We start from the raw sequence: 15,280 nt of genomic DNA, 5'->3' as shown, positions 1-15,280 counted from the left end.
GCCCGGCGGCGGCGCCCCGGGGCGCCCCCCGGCGCCCCCCCGCCCCGCGGTCGGCCTAGGGCCCGCGCGGGGCCCCCCCCCGCGGGGGGGGTGGTCCGCTCGCTCGCCGACCGAGGCCCGGCGGGCGCCCCGACCCAGGCGGTCCGCGTACGCCCCCGCACCCAGACACCGCCCGTGGCCCCCGCGCCGGAGGCAGCGGAGGCGCCCGTCCCGGAGCCGGAGCAGGTGGCGGCGACCGAGCCCCCCGCACCCCCGGAGCCGGAACCGGCCCCCGAGCCCGTCGCCGTGGCCCCCGAGCCCGAACCGACGCCCGGTCCGGTGGCGGACCAGGCCCCCGCCGAGCCCCCCGCACCTGCGGCGGAGCCGCAGCCGGAACCCGCACCGGACCCCGAGCCCGCGGCACAGACCCCGGAGCCGGAACCGGCCCCTGAGCCCGCAGCGGTCATCCCCGAGCCCGAACCGGTGGCGGCAGCCCCGGAGCCCGAACCGGTGGCGGCGGCCCCCGAGCCCGAGCCCGAACCGGTGGCGGCAGCCCCCGAACCCGAGCCCGCCCCCGAGCCGGTGGCAGTGGCCCCCGAACCCGTGGCGGCACCGGAGCCGGAGCCGGAGCCCGCCCCCGCCCCCCAGCCCGTGGCGGAGCAGGCCCCCGAGCCCGAGCCCGTGGTGGAGCCCGTCCCGGAACCCGTGGCCGAGCCGACTCCGGAGCCCGAGCCGCAGCCCGTAGCGGCAGAGGCGCCCGCGCCCCCGGCCCCCGACGACGCGCCCCCGGCGGCACAGGAGACCCCCGAGGTCCCGGCCCCCCAGGAGACTTCAGCACCTCCGGAGGTCCAGCAGCCCCCGGCCCCCCAGGAGACCCCTGAACCTCAGGAAACCGAGGAGAACACCCCGGAAACCCGGGAAGAGCCCCTCGAAACCGAAGGGATCCAGGAGAAGCCCGAAGAGGAACCCCAGGCGGTTCCGGCGGCGCCCCAGGAACCCCAGGCGGTCCCGGCGGCGCCCCAGGACATCCAGGAGGGCACAGCGGCGCCCCAGGAGATCCAGCAGGGCACGGCGGCGCCCTCCGGCTACGACGACGCCGAGCGTGATGCCGTACTCCGGGTGATGCGCGAGCGCCGCGACATCCGCAACGGCTTCCGCTCCGACCCCATCCCGCACGAGGTGCTGCTCCGCGTCCTGGAGGCCGCGCACACCGCGCCCAGCGTGGGCCACTCGCAGCCCTGGGACTTCGTCGTCATCCGCTCCGCCGAAACCCGGCGGTCCATGCACGAACTGGCCCAGCGTCAGCGCGACGCCTACGCCAAGTCGCTGCCCAAGGGCCGGGCCAAGCAGTTCAAGGAACTGAAGATCGAGGCCATCCTCGACACCCCGGTGAACATCGTCATCACCGCGGACCCGACCCGTGGCGGCCGGCACACCCTGGGCCGTCACACCCAGCCGCAGATGGCCCCGTACTCCTCCGCGCTCGCCGTGGAGAACTTCTGGCTCGCCTCCCGCGCCGAGGGCCTGGGCGTCGGCTGGGTCAGCTTCTTCGACGAGCGCGAGATGGTCCGCGTCCTGGGCCTGCCGGAACACCTCGAAGTCGTGGCGTACCTGTGCGTCGGATACGTCGACGAGTTCCCCGAGGAGCCCGAACTGATGCAGGCGGGCTGGTCGAAGCGCCGCCCCCTGTCCTGGGTCGTCCACGAGGAGACGTACGGCCGCCGCGCCCTGCCGGGCGAGGAGCCGCACGACCTGCTCCAGGAGACCGTCGCCGGAATCCGCCCGCTGGACGCGAAGGCGCTGGGCGAGGCGTGGGAGCGCCAGAAGCGGATGACGAAGCCTGCCGGTGCGCTCGGCATGCTGGAGATCATCTCGGCACAGCTCAGCGGCCTCTCCCGGCTCTGCCCCCCGCCCATCCCCGAACCGGCCGCCGTCGCGGTCTTCGCGGGCGACCACGGCGTGCACGCCCAGGGGGTGACCCCCTGGCCGCAGGAGGTGACCGGCCAGATGGTCGCCAACTTCCTGGCGGGCGGCGCGGTCTGCAACGCGTTCGCGACCCAGGTCGGCGCGGAGGTCTGCGTCGTGGACGTGGGTGTGGTGGGCGACCTCCCGGCCACCCCGGGTCTGCTGCCCCGCAAGGTCCGCGCGGGCACGGGCGACTTCACGACCGGCCCCGCGATGAGCCGCGACGAGGTCCTCGCGGCGATCGAGGTGGGCATCGAAACGGCCCGCGATCTGGTGGCCGCGGGCAACAAGGCGCTGCTCACCGGTGAGATGGGCATCGCCAACACGACCGTCTCGGCCGCACTGATCTGCGTCTACACCGGGCAGGACCCGGCGGAGGTCACCGGCAGGGGCACCGGCATCAACGACGAGATGCACGCCCGCAAGGTCGACGTGGTCCGCCGCGCTCTCGACCTCCACCAGCCCGACCCGGCCGATCCGATCGGCGTCCTCGCGGCCGTCGGCGGGCTGGAGCACGCGGCACTGGTCGGCTTCCTCCTCGGCGGCGCTTCGATGCGTACGCCGGTGGTCCTGGACGGCGTCAGCGCGGGCGCCGCGGCACTGGTCGCCCGCGCGATCGCCCCGGAGGCCCTGGCCGCCTGCATCGCGGGCCACCGCAGCGCGGAGCCGGGCCATGTGGCGGCCCTGAACAAGCTCGGCCTGCGCCCCCTGGTCGACCTGGATCTCCGCCTGGGCGAGGGCACCGGAGCGCTGCTGGCGCTGCCGGTGATCCAGAGCGCGGCGCGGGCGATGCACGAGGTCGCGACGTTCGACTCGGCAGGAGTGACGGAGAAGTAGCACCGCCCGGCACCCGCCCTCCCCGCGTCGGCCGAGGCCGGGAGGGCGGCCCACCGGCGGGAGGGGGCGGGGTCGTAGGAGGTGCGTGCCCGGACACCAGAGCGTGATGTGTGCCGCGCGAGGGGCCCGCACCTCGTTCTTCCACCCCGCACGCGGCGTACATCATGCCGTCCGGACAGGTACCTCCGGAGGCCCCGGCACTCGCACCTTCCCCACGCACCCGCCCCCGTATCCGCGCCCGCGCCCTCCCGCCCCCGTACCCGCAGCGCGCACAGGACCGCCCACCACCCCGCCGCGTAAGCTGGGCTTCACCCAAAACCCCGCCCCACCCGCGCTTTCGTCACGTCTCACGTCTCACGTCCCACCGCCCGAGGAGCCCCCGCCCACATGGCCCAGCATGCCGACCACCCCGCCTACCCCGTAGGACTCCGTCTCTCCGGGCGGCGCGTCGTCGTCCTCGGCGGCGGCCAGGTCGCGCAGCGCAGGCTGCCGTCGCTCATCGCCGCGGGCGCCGACATCGTGCTGGTCTCGCCCTCGGCCAAGCCGTCCGTGGAGGCGATGGCGGCGGCCGGCGAGATCCGCTGGGAGCGGCGGCGGTACGAGGAGGGCGACCTCGCCGGAGCCTGGTACGCGCTCATCGCCTCCAGCGACCCCGAGGCCAACCGCACCGCCTCCGCCGAAGCCGAGCGCGACCGGATCTGGTGCGTACGCAGCGACGACGCCGAGGCGGCCACCGCCTGGACCCCGGCGACGGGCCGCAGCGAAGGCGTCACCGTGGCCGTGCTCACCGGACGCGACCCGCGCCGTTCCGCCGCCGTGCGCGACGCCATCGTCGAGGGGCTGCGGGAGGGCACGCTCGCCGCGCCGCACCACCGCGCCCGTACCCCCGGCGTGGCGCTCGTCGGCGGCGGCCCCGGCGACCCCGATCTGATCACCGTGCGGGGCCGCAGGCTCCTCGCCGAGGCGGATGTCGTCATCGCGGACCGGCTGGGCCCGCGCGATCTGCTGGACGAGCTGCCGCCGCATGTCGAGGTGATCGACGCCGCGAAGATCCCGTACGGCCGTTTCATGGCCCAGGAGGCCATCAACGCCGCCCTGATCGAGCACGCCAAGGCGGGCAAGGCCGTCGTCCGGCTCAAGGGCGGCGACCCGTTCGTCTTCGGCCGGGGCATGGAGGAGGCGCACGCGCTCGCCGCTGAGGGCATCGCGTGCACCGTCGTCCCCGGCATCTCCAGCTCGATCAGTGTGCCGGGCGCCGCCGGGATCCCCGTGACGCACCGGGGCGTCGCCCATGAGTTCACCGTCGTCAGCGGCCATGTCGCCCCGGACGACGAGCGGTCCCTGGTCGACTGGGCGGCGCTCGCCCGGCTGCGCGGCACGCTCGTCCTGCTGATGGCGGTCGACAAGATCGGTTCCATCGCACAGGCGCTGGTCGAGCACGGCAAGGCCCCCGAGACCCCTGTCGCGCTGATCCAGGAGGGCACGACCGCCGCTCAGCGCCGCGTGGACGCGACCCTCGCGACGGTGGGGGAGGTCGTGCGGACCGAGGAGGTACGGCCGCCCGCGGTCATCGTCATCGGCGACGTGGTGGATCTGGGCACCTGAGCCCCCACGCACCCCCACCCCAGGCACCTCCACCCCCACCCCACTCCGCACTCCACACAGGACAGGGCACCAACACCCCCGTGGCCGAACTCATCACCGTTGAGGATCCCGACGACCCGCGCCTGGCCGACTACACCGGGCTGACCGACGTCGAACTGCGGCGCCGCCGCGAACCCGCCGAGGGGCTGTTCATCGCGGAGGGCGAGAAGGTCATCCGCCGGGCCGGCCAGGCGGGTTACGCCATGCGGTCGATGCTGCTCTCCGCCAAGTGGGTCGAGACGATGCGCGACGTCATCGACGAGGCGCGGGCACCGGTCTACGCGGTCAGCCCCGAACTCGCCGAGCGGGTCACCGGCTACCACGTGCACCGCGGCGCCCTCGCCTCCATGGCGCGCAAGCCGCTGCCCGCGGTGGCCGACGTGCTCCGCACGGCCCGCCGGGTCGCCGTCATGGAGGCGGTCAACGACCACACCAACATCGGCGCGATCTTCCGCAGCGCCGCCGCGCTCGGCATGGACGCCGTGCTGCTCTCCCCGGACTGCGCGGACCCGCTCTACCGGCGCTCGGTGAAGGTGTCGATGGGGGCGGTGTTCTCCGTACCGTACGCCCGTCTGGAGGGCTGGCCGAGGGCGCTGGACACCGTGAGGGAAGCGGGGTTCCGGCTGCTGGCGCTCACCCCGGACGAGCGGGCGGTGCCGATGGACGCCGCCGCGCCGCACCGGATGGAGCGGGTCGCGCTGATGCTCGGTGCCGAGGGCGCCGGGCTGTCATGCCGGGCGCTGGACGCCGCCGACGCCTGGGTCCGTATCCCGATGGCGCACGGCGTGGACTCGCTGAACGTGGGGGCGGCCGCGGCGGTCGCCTTCTACGCGGTCACCGCGGGCCGCCCGGAAACGTAAGGAACGAGCGAGTCCCGGCCCCGGCCACGCGAGCCCCGGCCCCCGGCCCGGCGAGCCGCACTCCTCAGAGCTGCTGCGCCGCCGCGATCCCCAGCGCGACGATGAGCGTCACGACGACGAAGACGATCAGCCGCTGCCGCAGCAGCCGCGGGTTCGCGGGCCGCAGCTTGGACGACCGCGTCCGCGGCCCGGACGCCGGCCGGCCGTTGGTCCGGCCCGCTCCCCGGGCGGGGTCCCGGGGCCGCTGGGAACGGGGGGAGCCCGAGCCGCCGCGTCCACCGGAGGAGCCGGTCCGGCCGGGTGCTCCGTTGGTACGGGACGGCCCGGCGCCGCCGGTACGGGAGGCGCCCGCGCCCCCCGTACGGGAACCGCCGCCTCCCGGGCGCGGCCCGGAGCCGTCCGCCGCCCCGGGGGCGCCCCGGCCCTGGGAGCCGCGCGCGACCTCCCGCTCCGTGTACCGCTCGGTCAGCCCGCCCGCCACGGGCTCCTGGCCGCCGCGCGTCCGCTGCGCGGGCGGCCGGCTGTCGATGAGCCCCTGCGCCTCCCGCGCGGCGATCTCCTTGAGCCGCATGGAGAGCTGGAGGGTGCTGGGACGTTCCTCCGGGTCCTTCGCCAGGCAGGCCCGTACGAGGGGTGCGAGGGAGTCGGGTACGCCGTGGAGGTGCGCCTCCTCGTGGACGACCCGGTAGAGCATGACCTCGGAGCTGCCGTGTCCGAAGGGCGAGTCGGCGGTCGCCGCGTACGCCAGCGTGGCGCCCAGTGAGAAGACGTCCGTGGCGGGGGTGACGGCCGCGCCGCGCACCTGTTCGGGCGCGAGGAAGCCGGGCGATCCGACGGCGGTCCCGACGTGCGTGAGGGTGGACGCGCCGGTGGCCCACGCGATGCCGAAGTCGATGATGCGCGGGCCCTTGGGCGAGAGCAGGATGTTCGACGGTTTGAGGTCGCGGTGGACGACCCCGGCCTCGTGGACGGCGACCAGACCTTCGGAGAGCGCGGCGCCGACCGAGGCGACGTCGGCGGCGAGCAGCGGGCCTTCCTCGTTGACCTTGTCGTGCAGCGAGGGGCCGGGTACGTACTGGGTGGCGAACCAGGGGCGGTCGGCGTCCAGGTCGGCGGCGACCAGCCGGGCCGTACAGCCGCCGCGGATACGCCGTGCGGCGGAGACCTCGCGGGCGAACCGCGACCGGAACTCCTGGTCCTCCGCCAGGTCGGGCCGGATCACCTTGAGCGCGACCCGCTGGCCGCGCCGGTCGGAGCCGAGGTAGACGACGCCCATGCCGCCCGCCCCGAGCCGCCGGTGGAGTCGGAACGAGCCGACGACACGCGGGTCCTCGCGCCGGAGCCGCATCATCGCCATGTCCATCCCCGCTGCCCGGTCGTCCGTGTGACGTGGCACAGCTTACGTACCCGTGCCCGGGTGCGCTCATAGGCCGCGCCCTCGCGCACCGACCGATTGTCAGTACGGGGCACCGAAATTGAAGATTGGTCAGTCGGGTGACCGGCCGTCGGGCCTGCCCCGTCGGGATCCCAAGAGTCCTGCATACAAAGGGGATTGGGGAGAACGGACGTGCGGAGCGGCGGCCGCCCGGCGGGGGAGCTGTGTACGTGAGAGATGTCACCAGAAGTGGATCAGCAGGAGGCCGGGCGCGGGATCACGCGCACGCCCACGCGTCCCCGGGGCCGGCCGGACGCCGGTCCGACGCCGGCCCGGGACGGCCGGACGCAGATCCGGGAACACGCACCCCCCGGATCACCCTCCCGAGCAGCCGCTTCCCCGGGTGCGCGCCTCATCCTTCCGGGCGAGAGCCCGGTCCCCCGTAAGGCGTCGTGGATCATCCCCTCCGGGAAGACCCCAAGGCGCGGACCCCGCTCTCCACCCTGGGGAGTACGCGGCCGGTCCACGGCTCATCCTCCGGGAGGCCCGGCAATAGGTACGCGGGCATGACGCCCCGACATCCAGGTGTCCCTAATCTTGAGATCAAGCGGCGAGTGAGGAACTCGTCCCCCGAGGTCGGATACTCGCCGCTGTCGAATCGGGACAGGAGAAGGACCATGGCGGACACGGCAGCGCGGGCAATGATCCGCACGCGGGGACGCAAGGCGTACGCCGCGTTCGCCAGTCACCCGTCAGGGACGCGCCACCCCTTGGTGGCAACGGCCATGGTCCTTCCTCTGGCGGCCCTGCTCGTCGTCGTCTTCGGCGGCTGGGAAGCAGTGGTCACACAGGCGTCGTCCGTGGGCGTGATGCTGGGGCGCTGAGCGGCGCCCCGGACCCGGGAGAGCGGCCCGGGTCGGGGACATCCGGCCAACAACCCCGTGGGGACGGGGGTGCGGCGGACGGCAGCGGTGGGCCGGTTAGCTGGGGAGCTGACCGGCCATCGCGCTTTTCCGTCCAGCCCGCACGGCGACACGGCGTAGGCTCCACGCGCCGACGCGCTCACGCGCATTCACCGTCGCACTCCCGGGGACCACAGTGACCGCATCCGTACTCCCCGCGCTCGCGCACATGGCCCGCAGAGCGGCCCACCCGGCCCCGGACGCACCCACCCCGCCCCGCGAAGCGGAAGCCCAAGTCCCAGCCCAAGTCGAAGCCGACGCCGAAGCCGACGCAGAAGCGACCTGCGACCTCTGCGATCTCCGCGACCTGGGCCCCACCGTCCTCGCCGACCGCCCCGACGGAACCGTCGTACGACACGGCGGGGCCGTGGCCAAGGCGCACGCGGACGGGACGGACCCCGCCGGCCACCGCGCCCGGCTCGCCGTCGCCGCGCACCCCCGGCTCGCCGGGATCCTGCTGCCGCCGCTCCCCACGCCCACCGGGGAGGTGTACGGGCGGCCGGTCACCGTCTGGCCCTACGGGACCCCGGTCGACCCCGCCGACCCCGACGCCGCCCCGTGGGAGCAGGCCGGGACACTCATCGCCCGGCTGCACTCCGTCCCGCCCACCGCCCTGACCGGCGGCCTGCCCACCGCCCTGCCCGCCATGCGCGGCCCCGCCAAGGCCGCCCGCGCCCTGGCCCGGCTGCGCGCCGCCGGGCCGCATCCCGCCGCGGTGCCCGTGCGGCGGGCCTGGGAGCGGCTCCCCGCCTGGGCGCGTGACGAGGCGCCGCAGCCGGGTCCGTACGCGCTGTGCCACGGCGATCTGCACCTGGGTCAGCTCGTGCGCCACCCCGCCCCCGACGGCCCGTGGCTCCTCATCGACGTGGACGATCTCGGACTCGGCGCCCCCGTCTGGGACTTGGCCCGTCCCGCCGCCTGGTTCGCCACCGGGCTGCTGCCCCCGGAGCCGTGGCAGCGGTTCCTCGGCGCCTACCGGGCCGCGCGGGGCCCTGCCGTGCCGGCGGATCCGGCCGCCGATCCCTGGCCGTCCCTGGATGTCGCCGCCCGCGCGCTCACGGTGCAGACCGCCGCGCTCGCCGTCGTCAAGTCCCTCGCCGAGGACCGGGAGCTGGACGAGGTGGAGCTGATGACGGTCGACGCCTGTGACCGGATCGCGGGCCTCGCAACCGAGTTGGCGCCGGAGGCGTCGTCGTAGGGTGAACAAACGGTCGCCGGGCGCGTGTTCCGGCGATCTCCGGCGGTGCCGGACGACCGACGAGGAGCGATGCGACCATGCAGTGTCCCAAGTGCCGTGCGGCGATGCACACGTACAACCGTAACGGCGTGCAGATAGAGCAGTGCAGCGGTTGCCGGGGAATCTTCCTCGACTACGGCGAGCTGGAGTCCCTGACCCGCCTGGAGTCGCAGTGGAGCCAGCAGGCGCCGCCCGTGCAGCAGGCCCCGCCGCCGCAGGCGTACCCGGCGCCTCCGGCCCCCGCCTGGGGCGCCCCGCAGCACGGCGCGCCGTACGGGGGGCATCACGGAGGCCACCACGGCGGGCACCACCGGCAGAAGAGCTTCGGGCGCATGCTCTTCTCCTCCTGACGAGCCCGGCGTCGCACACGACGGAACCCCCGGCCGCCGAGGTGGTGGCCGGGGGTTCCGGGTGGTGCGCGATACTGGGATTGAACCAGTGACCTCTTCCGTGTCAGGGAAGCGCTCTCCCGCTGAGCTAATCGCGCGGGCGACTCGAACAAGTACTGCGTACTGCGTGGCACTGCGTACTGCGTGCGCGATACTGGGATTGAACCAGTGACCTCTTCCGTGTCAGGGAAGCGCTCTCCCGCTGAGCTAATCGCGCGGGAACCCAGAAGGATCCAGTGGACGATACTGGGATTGAACCAGTGACCTCTTCCGTGTCAGGGAAGCGCTCTCCCGCTGAGCTAATCGTCCTTGGAGGTGGAGACGGGATTTGAACCCGTGTAGACGGCTTTGCAGGCCGTTGCCTCGCCTCTCGGCCACTCCACCAGGAGTGTGGGGGTTCGGGAAAACGCCCCACCATCGAGCGGACGACCAGGTTCGAACTGGCGACCTCAACCTTGGCAAGGTTGCGCTCTACCAACTGAGCTACGTCCGCGTGCCGTTTCCCGGGCCCGTCTGCTCGGCCCGGCGACGTGTTGAACTCTAGCGGATTCCCGGGCCAGCACAAAAACGCGTTTCCGCAGCGTGACGCGGTACGTTCGCCGCGCGTTCGGCCCGGAGCCGTCCGACGGGGCCTGTTCTAGACTCGCAAGCGTGCACGACCTCGCTCCGCTGGCCCGCTTCGGCGGCCTCGTCGCCTCCGGTCTGCGGGATGTCACCCACGATCCGGAGGCGCTGGACTCCGCCGGGTTCTGGGCTGTCGCCGCGGACTTCGAAGGCCGCCTGACCTGCGCCCGTTTCGACGACATACGGCACGAGCCGGTGCCCGCGCCGGTGCCGGGCCGGTGGCGGGGCCCCGGCGCCGGTGACTGGACGTCGTCCCTCGACCGCGCCGCGTACACGAAGGGCGTGCGCCGGATCCGCGAGTACATCGCGGCGGGCGACGTCTATCAGGCCAACCTCTGCCGCGTCCTGTCCGCCCCGCTGCCCGCCCCCGCCGCGAGCGGTACGGCCCCTGCCGACATCGACGCGCTCACCGCGCTGCTCGCCCGCGACAACCCGGCGCCGTACGCCGGGACGATCCGGCTGCCCGCGCACGGCGTGGAGATCGCCACCGCCTCGCCCGAGCTGTATCTGCGCCGCGCCGGCCGCACCGTCGAGTCGGGGCCGATCAAGGGCACCGGGCGGACCGCCGGGGACCTGCTGGAGAAGGACTTCGCCGAGAACGTGATGATCGTGGACCTGGTCCGCAACGATCTGGGCCGGGTCTGCGCCGGCGGATCCGTCACCGTCCCCGCCCTGTGCGCGCTCGAACCCCACCCCGGGCTCGTCCATCTCGTCTCGACCGTACGGGGTGAACTCACCGGGTCCGCCGGGTGGCCGGAACTGCTCGCCGCGACGTTCCCGCCCGGCTCGGTCACCGGCGCCCCCAAGTCCAGCGCGCTGAAGATCATCGAGGAGCTGGAGACCGCCCCGCGCGGCCCCTACTGCGGTGGCATCGGCTGGGTCGACGCCGACCGGGGCACGGCCGCGCTGGCCGTCGGGATCCGTACGTTCTGGATCGACCGCGCCCCGGACGCCCGCCCCGTCCTGCGCTTCGGCGCGGGCGCCGGGATCACCTGGGGCTCCGACCCGGAGGGCGAGTGGGCCGAGACCGAGCTGAAGGCGGCCCGGCTGCTCGCGATAGCGTCGGGCACCTACCGGCCCGGAGCCGACGACTCCGCAACGGCGCGGCCCGGGGCCGGTACCCGTACCCGCCCCGGCGCGGACCCGGACTCCGGCGCGTCCCCGGACTCCGCCGCCGGGGCGACAGCGATCAGCGGAAGGACCGTGTGATGAGGATCTGGGTCAACGGCGCACTCCACCCGGCCGACGCCGCCCGGGTGTCCGTGCTCGACCATGGACTGACCGTCGGCGACGGCGTCTTCGAGACGGTCAAGGCCGTCCGGGGCCGCCCCTTCGCCCTCACCCGCCATCTGCGCAGGCTGGCCCGCTCCGCACACGGCCTCGGCCTGCCGGAACCCGATCTGGACGAGGTGCGCCGCGCCTGTACGGCCGTTCTCGACGCCAACCCGATGGAGCTGGGCCGGCTGCGCGTCACGTACACCGGGGGAGTCTCCCCGCTCGGCTCGGACCGCGGCGACGCCGGCGCCACCCTCGTCGTCGCCGTCGGCGAGACGGAGCGCCGCCCCGACACCACCGCGGCCGTCACCGTCCCCTGGACCCGTAACGAACGCGGCGCGCTGAGCGGGCTCAAGACCACCTCGTACGGGGAGAACGTCGTCGCGCTCGCCCACGCGCACGAACGGGGTGCCAGCGAGGCGCTCTTCGCCAACACCGCCGGCGCGCTCTGCGAGGGCACCGGCTCCAACGTGTTCGTCGTCCTCGACGGCGTGCTGCACACCCCGCCCCTCGCCTCCGGCTGTCTCGCGGGCATCACCCGCGAACTGACCGTCGACTGGTGCGGCGCCCGCGAGACGGAGCTGCCGTTCGACGCGCTGGAGCACGCCGAGGAGATCTTCCTGACCTCGACGCTGCGCGACGTCCAGGCCGTGCACCGGATCGACGACCGTTCCTTCGACGCCGCCGACGCCCCCGGACCCGTCACCGCCAAGGCGATGCGCGTCTTCGAGGAGCGGTCCGGAGCCGATCTCGATCCCTGAGCCCCAGGGTCCTGACGGCCGGAGCCTTAATGGGGTGACGGACAGGGACCGGCGGGGGTAGAACTCCCCTGATGACCACCACCCTGCGGCCCACCGGTCCGCTTCAACAGGCCGACGACGGCACGAAGTCCCGCTCCTACGAGGTCTGTGTGAACGGCCGCCCCGTCGGTGCGGTCGAGATCGCCACCGACCCCGGCTTCGGCCACCGCGCCGGCCTCGTCAGCTCCCTGAGGATCGACGGGCCCGACCGCCGCCGCGGCCGGGCCACCGTCGCCGTGCTCGCCGCAGAGGAGGTGCTGCGCGGCTGGGGGTGCGACCAGGCGCAGGCGCTCGTACCGGCGGGCGCCGACGCCGCGCTGCGCCTGGCGGAGAGCCTGGGATACACCGAGCGCAGCCGCAACATGGACAAGGAACTCCTCCCCGGGCCGCCGGTGCTCCCCGACGGGGTCGAGGGCCGCCCCATGACCGAGGAGGAGTACACGGTCTGGCGCGCCCGCTCCGTCGGCGACTTCGCGCGGAGCTGGACCGACCGCGGCGTACCGGCGGATCAGGCCCTCGCCAAGTCGGAGGCCAGCCACCGCGACAACCTCCCCGAGGGGCTCGCCACACCGGGCGTCTCGTTCACGGTCCTCGTCCACGAGGGGACCGCCGTGGGCCATGTCTGGGTCTCGCCGCGCGAGGTGCGCCCGGGGCGGCCCGGCTCGTACGTGTACGACGTGGAGGTGGCCGAGGAGCAGCGGGGCAAGGGGTACGGCCGCGCCCTGATGCTGCTCGCCGAGCAGGTCGCCGCGGAGAGCGGGCCGCCCCTGCTGGGGCTGCACGTCTTCACGACCAACACCCCCGCGCTGAGGCTCTACACCTCGCTCGGGTACCGGACGACCCAGTACAACCTGGTCCGGCCGCTCCTCTGACCGCTTCGCCCACCGTCCTGCGGCCGTCCCGCGGTCCCTACGGGGTCCCGTCGGCCAGCAGCCGGTCGGCGATCGCCTCGATGCGCTCCCGCAGCCCGTCCTGGCTCGTGCCGCCGTCGAGCCGCTGCCCGTCGATGACGTACGTGGGCGTACCGGTCACCCCGATCGCCTTGCCCTCGGCCTGATCGGCGTCGACGGCCAGCAGATGGCGGCCGTCGATCAGGGCGGTGTCGAACTCCTCGGCGTCCAGCCCCAGTTCACGCGCCGCCTCCAGCAGGAACGGCTCGCCCCGGGCCGTCAGCTCCGCGGTCCCGGCGAGGACGGCCTCCACGTACGGCCAGCCGCTGCCCTGCTCCCACGCCTCCTCGGCGGCCTGCGCGGCGGCGTACGCGTGCCGGTGCTTCTCCAGCGGGAAGTGGCGCAGCCGTACCTCCAGCCGGTCGCCGTAACGGGCGCGCAGCGCGCGGACGTCCTCAAGGGCGCGGTCGCAGTCGGGGCACTGGAGTTCGCACCAGAGGTCGAGGACGACCGGGGGCGCGGTGGTGGAGTCGTTCATGGCCCCAGTCTTCCAGCAGACCGGACCCGTCGTGCCCGAGGGCGGTCCGCACCCCCGCCGACCGGGACCTGGGGACGACATCGCCCCCGAGATCTCCCCCAGATCCGCCGGTCGGGGCCCCGCACCGTGGCCCCGACCCCGGTGCCAGGTGCAGGATGGAGGGAAGACGAGTTCGGCCGTTGACGTGCGATGCCTGGAGGACCCGATGATTGCCGAGACCATTTGCTCAGCGGTGTCTGCGGCGGGCCTGGGCATCGCCCTGATCACCGCGTACCGCAAGCGGTTCCTCGCCGCGACGAGGATCGCCGCGTACGCGCTGGTCCCGATCGGTCTGGTGATGACGGGCGTCGTGAAGTGGGCGGCGGGCACGGCGTTCAGCCCGGTCGCCTGGGCGGGGTTCGGGGTGCTCGCGCTGGCGTGGGTGCTCTTCATGACGACCCGCGCGGTGGAGCGGCGCGGCGGCGGTACGCGCAAGGAGCGCAGGGCGGCGGCGAAGGCGGCCAGGGGCGGCGGGGCGGTCGAGCCCGGCGCGTCCGCGCCCTCCCTGGGCGCGGGCGCCCGGCCTGCCGACCGGCCCCGGGCGGAGCCGGAGCCCGCGCGGTCCGGGGACGACTTCAGCGACATCGAGGCCATTCTGAAGAAGCACGGCATCTGACCGCTCGTACGCCCCGCTGACCGCCCGTAGGCCCCGGTGACGGCTCGTACGCCCCGGTGACCCTTCCGGTCGGCCGGGGTGCCCGGCGAGGTGCCCGGCAGCATCCCAGGTGCACGCGGATCCTGTGCGGGTTCCGGGCCTTATTCCACGGAATATGATGAACTCCCGGGCCGATCATGCCTGGTTGGTCATCGACCGGGTGCGCGGTGAGCCATGATCGCCCCGAGATGCTCGATAGCTCACGGGGTGAGAACCCCGCCCCCACCGAGGAGCCGCGCGGCTGTCTGTTCGCGCTCTCCCAGCCACCGTTGATGATCTTTCTGACGGTGATCGGCGCGCTGTTGCTGATGGCCGCGGTGCACGATCTGTTCCTGCTGTGAGGTCTGGATGAGTGAGTCCGACGTGCCGCCCTCGGGCGGACGCCCCGCCCGCCCGTCCACCCGCGGCCCGTCCACCCGCAGGCCCACGGCCCCGCCGCCGCGCGGCGGTGTCCTAACCGGCCGCTTCCTTGCGGCGGGCCCGGTACGCGGCGACATGGAGCCGGTTGCCGCAGGTGCGGCTGTCGCAGTAGCGGCGTGAGCGGTTGCGCGACAGGTCGACGAACGCGTGCCCGCAGTCCGGCGCCTCGCAGCGGCGCAGCCGGTCCTGCTCACCCGCCACGACCATGAAGGCCAGCGCCATGCCGCAGTCGGCCGCGAGATGGTCGGCCACCGAGGCGCCCGGCGCGAAGTAGTGCACGTGCCAGTCGTAGCCGTCGTGGTCGGTGAGCTGCGGGGTCGTTCCCGCCGCGGCCACCAGTTGGTTGATCAGATCGGCGGCGGCCCGCGCGTCCGGTGTCGCGAACACCTCCGTGAAGCGGGTCCGTACCTCCCGTACGGCCCGCAGATCCCGTGCGCCGAGGTCGTCCACGCCGCTGACGTCGTGGGTCCGTACGAACTCGTACAGCGCCCCGACGTCGGCGAGCCGGTCCACCGCGTCCGCGCCCGTGCCGGCCTCCGGAGCGGTGTTCACCAGATCGACGACCGTGTCGAGGGCGATCCGGGTGTCGTGTGGAATCAGCACGGTCCGCTCCCTGGCCTGCCGCGGGCCGGTGCCCGCCGAACCCGGACGACTTTAGACCGTCCGGGGCAGATGTGACGCCAGGCATACGCGCCGGCCCGCCGCCCCGCGCCCCCCCCGCGCCGCCGCCCCGGGCCCCGCCGCCTGCGGCGCAGCCACCGGCCGAACGTCTCCGGTGCCAGCGCCGGGAT

At 74.2% G+C, this 15,280-nt stretch carries 14 protein-coding genes and 5 tRNA genes; 11 read left to right on the top strand and 8 right to left on the bottom strand.

Annotation, left to right across the window (positions count from 1 at the left end):
* From cobT to ACFXPK_RS14015, 3 genes are all read left to right on the top strand, one after another.
* Window positions 1-2,781: nicotinate-nucleotide--dimethylbenzimidazole phosphoribosyltransferase (cobT, locus tag ACFXPK_RS14025; RefSeq protein ID WP_385075035.1), on the top strand; the 2,781-nt coding region annotated here is incomplete at its 5' end.
* A gap of 387 nt (window positions 2,782-3,168) precedes the next feature.
* Window positions 3,169-4,386 (top strand): uroporphyrinogen-III C-methyltransferase, encoded by a 1,218-nt coding sequence (gene cobA / locus ACFXPK_RS14020; protein WP_385006850.1) that lies wholly within the window; start codon window positions 3,169-3,171, stop codon window positions 4,384-4,386.
* A gap of 80 nt (window positions 4,387-4,466) precedes the next feature.
* Window positions 4,467-5,285 carry a TrmH family RNA methyltransferase gene (locus tag ACFXPK_RS14015; protein ID WP_385075032.1) on the top strand — a complete coding sequence of 273 codons (819 nt, stop codon included), beginning with the start codon at window positions 4,467-4,469 and terminating at the stop codon, window positions 5,283-5,285.
* A 64-nt stretch (window positions 5,286-5,349) separates the two neighbouring features.
* On the opposite strand, the gene ACFXPK_RS14010 is transcribed toward ACFXPK_RS14015, so the two are convergent.
* A complete protein-coding gene (locus ACFXPK_RS14010; RefSeq protein ID WP_385006854.1) occupies window positions 5,350-6,648 on the bottom strand; it encodes a serine/threonine-protein kinase in 1,299 nt (432 codons plus the stop codon).
* A gap of 689 nt (window positions 6,649-7,337) precedes the next feature.
* On the opposite strand from ACFXPK_RS14010, the gene ACFXPK_RS14005 reads away from it, so the two are divergent.
* The 3 genes from ACFXPK_RS14005 (at window position 7,338) to ACFXPK_RS13995 (ending at window position 9,209) form a co-directional block, all read left to right on the top strand.
* On the top strand, window positions 7,338-7,544 hold the full coding sequence (locus ACFXPK_RS14005) for a hypothetical protein (protein ID WP_385006846.1): 207 nt from the start codon (window positions 7,338-7,340) through the stop codon (window positions 7,542-7,544).
* Window positions 7,545-7,791: 247 nt separating this feature from the next.
* Complete coding sequence (locus tag ACFXPK_RS14000; RefSeq protein ID WP_385075096.1) at window positions 7,792-8,820, top strand: phosphotransferase family protein; 1,029 nt, start codon at window positions 7,792-7,794, stop codon at window positions 8,818-8,820.
* A 77-nt stretch (window positions 8,821-8,897) separates the two neighbouring features.
* Window positions 8,898-9,209, top strand: a complete 312-nt coding sequence (locus tag ACFXPK_RS13995; RefSeq protein ID WP_385006844.1) for a zf-TFIIB domain-containing protein — start codon at window positions 8,898-8,900, stop codon at window positions 9,207-9,209.
* A gap of 62 nt (window positions 9,210-9,271) precedes the next feature.
* On the opposite strand, the gene ACFXPK_RS13990 is transcribed toward ACFXPK_RS13995, so the two are convergent.
* The 5 genes from ACFXPK_RS13990 to ACFXPK_RS13970 form a co-directional block, all read right to left on the bottom strand.
* A tRNA-Val gene (locus ACFXPK_RS13990) sits at window positions 9,272-9,346 on the bottom strand.
* 47 nt (window positions 9,347-9,393) lie between these two features.
* Window positions 9,394-9,465: transfer RNA gene (locus tag ACFXPK_RS13985), tRNA-Val, on the bottom strand.
* 20 nt (window positions 9,466-9,485) lie between these two features.
* Window positions 9,486-9,557, bottom strand: a tRNA-Val gene (locus ACFXPK_RS13980).
* Window position 9,558: 1 nt separating this feature from the next.
* A tRNA-Cys gene (locus ACFXPK_RS13975) sits at window positions 9,559-9,632 on the bottom strand.
* Window positions 9,633-9,668: 36 nt separating this feature from the next.
* A tRNA-Gly gene (locus ACFXPK_RS13970) sits at window positions 9,669-9,741 on the bottom strand.
* A gap of 158 nt (window positions 9,742-9,899) precedes the next feature.
* On the opposite strand from ACFXPK_RS13970, the gene ACFXPK_RS13965 reads away from it, so the two are divergent.
* The 3 genes from ACFXPK_RS13965 to ACFXPK_RS13955 all read left to right on the top strand — a co-directional run bounded on the left by ACFXPK_RS13965 (window position 9,900) and on the right by ACFXPK_RS13955 (window position 12,819).
* Entirely contained in the window at window positions 9,900-11,081 is a 1,182-nt protein-coding gene (locus ACFXPK_RS13965) for a chorismate-binding protein (RefSeq protein WP_385075027.1), read from the top strand.
* Window positions 11,081-11,908 (top strand): aminotransferase class IV, encoded by an 828-nt coding sequence (locus ACFXPK_RS13960; protein ID WP_385075024.1) that lies wholly within the window; start codon window positions 11,081-11,083, stop codon window positions 11,906-11,908. The genes ACFXPK_RS13965 and ACFXPK_RS13960 overlap by 1 nt, the downstream gene beginning before the upstream one ends.
* Before the next feature lie 71 nt (window positions 11,909-11,979).
* Window positions 11,980-12,819 (top strand): GNAT family N-acetyltransferase, encoded by an 840-nt coding sequence (locus tag ACFXPK_RS13955; RefSeq protein WP_385004226.1) that lies wholly within the window; start codon window positions 11,980-11,982, stop codon window positions 12,817-12,819.
* 37 nt (window positions 12,820-12,856) lie between these two features.
* Here ACFXPK_RS13955 and ACFXPK_RS13950 read toward each other — a convergent pair whose 3' ends face one another.
* Window positions 12,857-13,375, bottom strand: a complete 519-nt coding sequence (locus tag ACFXPK_RS13950; RefSeq protein WP_385004228.1) for a DsbA family protein — start codon at window positions 13,373-13,375, stop codon at window positions 12,857-12,859.
* Window positions 13,376-13,580: 205 nt separating this feature from the next.
* Here ACFXPK_RS13950 and ACFXPK_RS13945 point away from each other — a divergent pair, with 205 nt between their 5' ends.
* Together ACFXPK_RS13945 and ACFXPK_RS13940 are read left to right on the top strand one after the other, a co-directional pair.
* Window positions 13,581-14,030, top strand: a complete 450-nt coding sequence (locus ACFXPK_RS13945) for a hypothetical protein (protein ID WP_385075020.1) — start codon at window positions 13,581-13,583, stop codon at window positions 14,028-14,030.
* 227 nt (window positions 14,031-14,257) lie between these two features.
* A complete protein-coding gene (locus ACFXPK_RS13940; protein WP_329821645.1) occupies window positions 14,258-14,410 on the top strand; it encodes a hypothetical protein in 153 nt (50 codons plus the stop codon).
* 112 nt (window positions 14,411-14,522) lie between these two features.
* Here the strand turns inward: ACFXPK_RS13940 and ACFXPK_RS13935 are convergent, their stop codons facing one another.
* A complete protein-coding gene (locus ACFXPK_RS13935; protein WP_385004232.1) occupies window positions 14,523-15,092 on the bottom strand; it encodes a CGNR zinc finger domain-containing protein in 570 nt (189 codons plus the stop codon).
* Window positions 15,093-15,280 lie beyond the last annotated feature (188 nt).

Source organism: Streptomyces sp. NPDC059142 (assembly GCF_042755665.1).
In the GTDB taxonomy this organism is placed as follows: Bacteria; Actinomycetota; Actinomycetes; order Streptomycetales; family Streptomycetaceae; genus Streptomyces.
The sequence above is the reverse complement of the archived record's forward strand: the minus strand, read 5'-3'. Positions and strand labels throughout refer to the sequence as shown.

Excerpts from the sequence above, each read along its gene's own strand:
- cobA (WP_385006850.1), top strand. The coding sequence starts at position 3,169 with ATGGCCCAGCATGCCGACCACCCCGCCTACCCCGTAGGACTCCGTCTC.
- ACFXPK_RS14010 (WP_385006854.1), bottom strand. The coding sequence starts at position 6,648 with ATGGACATGGCGATGATGCGGCTCCGGCGCGAGGACCCGCGTGTCGTC.
- ACFXPK_RS14005 (WP_385006846.1), top strand. The coding sequence starts at position 7,338 with ATGGCGGACACGGCAGCGCGGGCAATGATCCGCACGCGGGGACGCAAG.
- ACFXPK_RS14000 (WP_385075096.1), top strand. The coding sequence starts at position 7,792 with ATGGCCCGCAGAGCGGCCCACCCGGCCCCGGACGCACCCACCCCGCCC.
- ACFXPK_RS13995 (WP_385006844.1), top strand. The coding sequence starts at position 8,898 with ATGCAGTGTCCCAAGTGCCGTGCGGCGATGCACACGTACAACCGTAAC.
- ACFXPK_RS13960 (WP_385075024.1), top strand. The coding sequence starts at position 11,081 with ATGAGGATCTGGGTCAACGGCGCACTCCACCCGGCCGACGCCGCCCGG.
- ACFXPK_RS13955 (WP_385004226.1), top strand. The coding sequence starts at position 11,980 with ATGACCACCACCCTGCGGCCCACCGGTCCGCTTCAACAGGCCGACGAC.
- ACFXPK_RS13950 (WP_385004228.1), bottom strand. The coding sequence starts at position 13,375 with ATGAACGACTCCACCACCGCGCCCCCGGTCGTCCTCGACCTCTGGTGC.
- ACFXPK_RS13945 (WP_385075020.1), top strand. The coding sequence starts at position 13,581 with ATGATTGCCGAGACCATTTGCTCAGCGGTGTCTGCGGCGGGCCTGGGC.
- ACFXPK_RS13940 (WP_329821645.1), top strand. The coding sequence starts at position 14,258 with ATGCTCGATAGCTCACGGGGTGAGAACCCCGCCCCCACCGAGGAGCCG.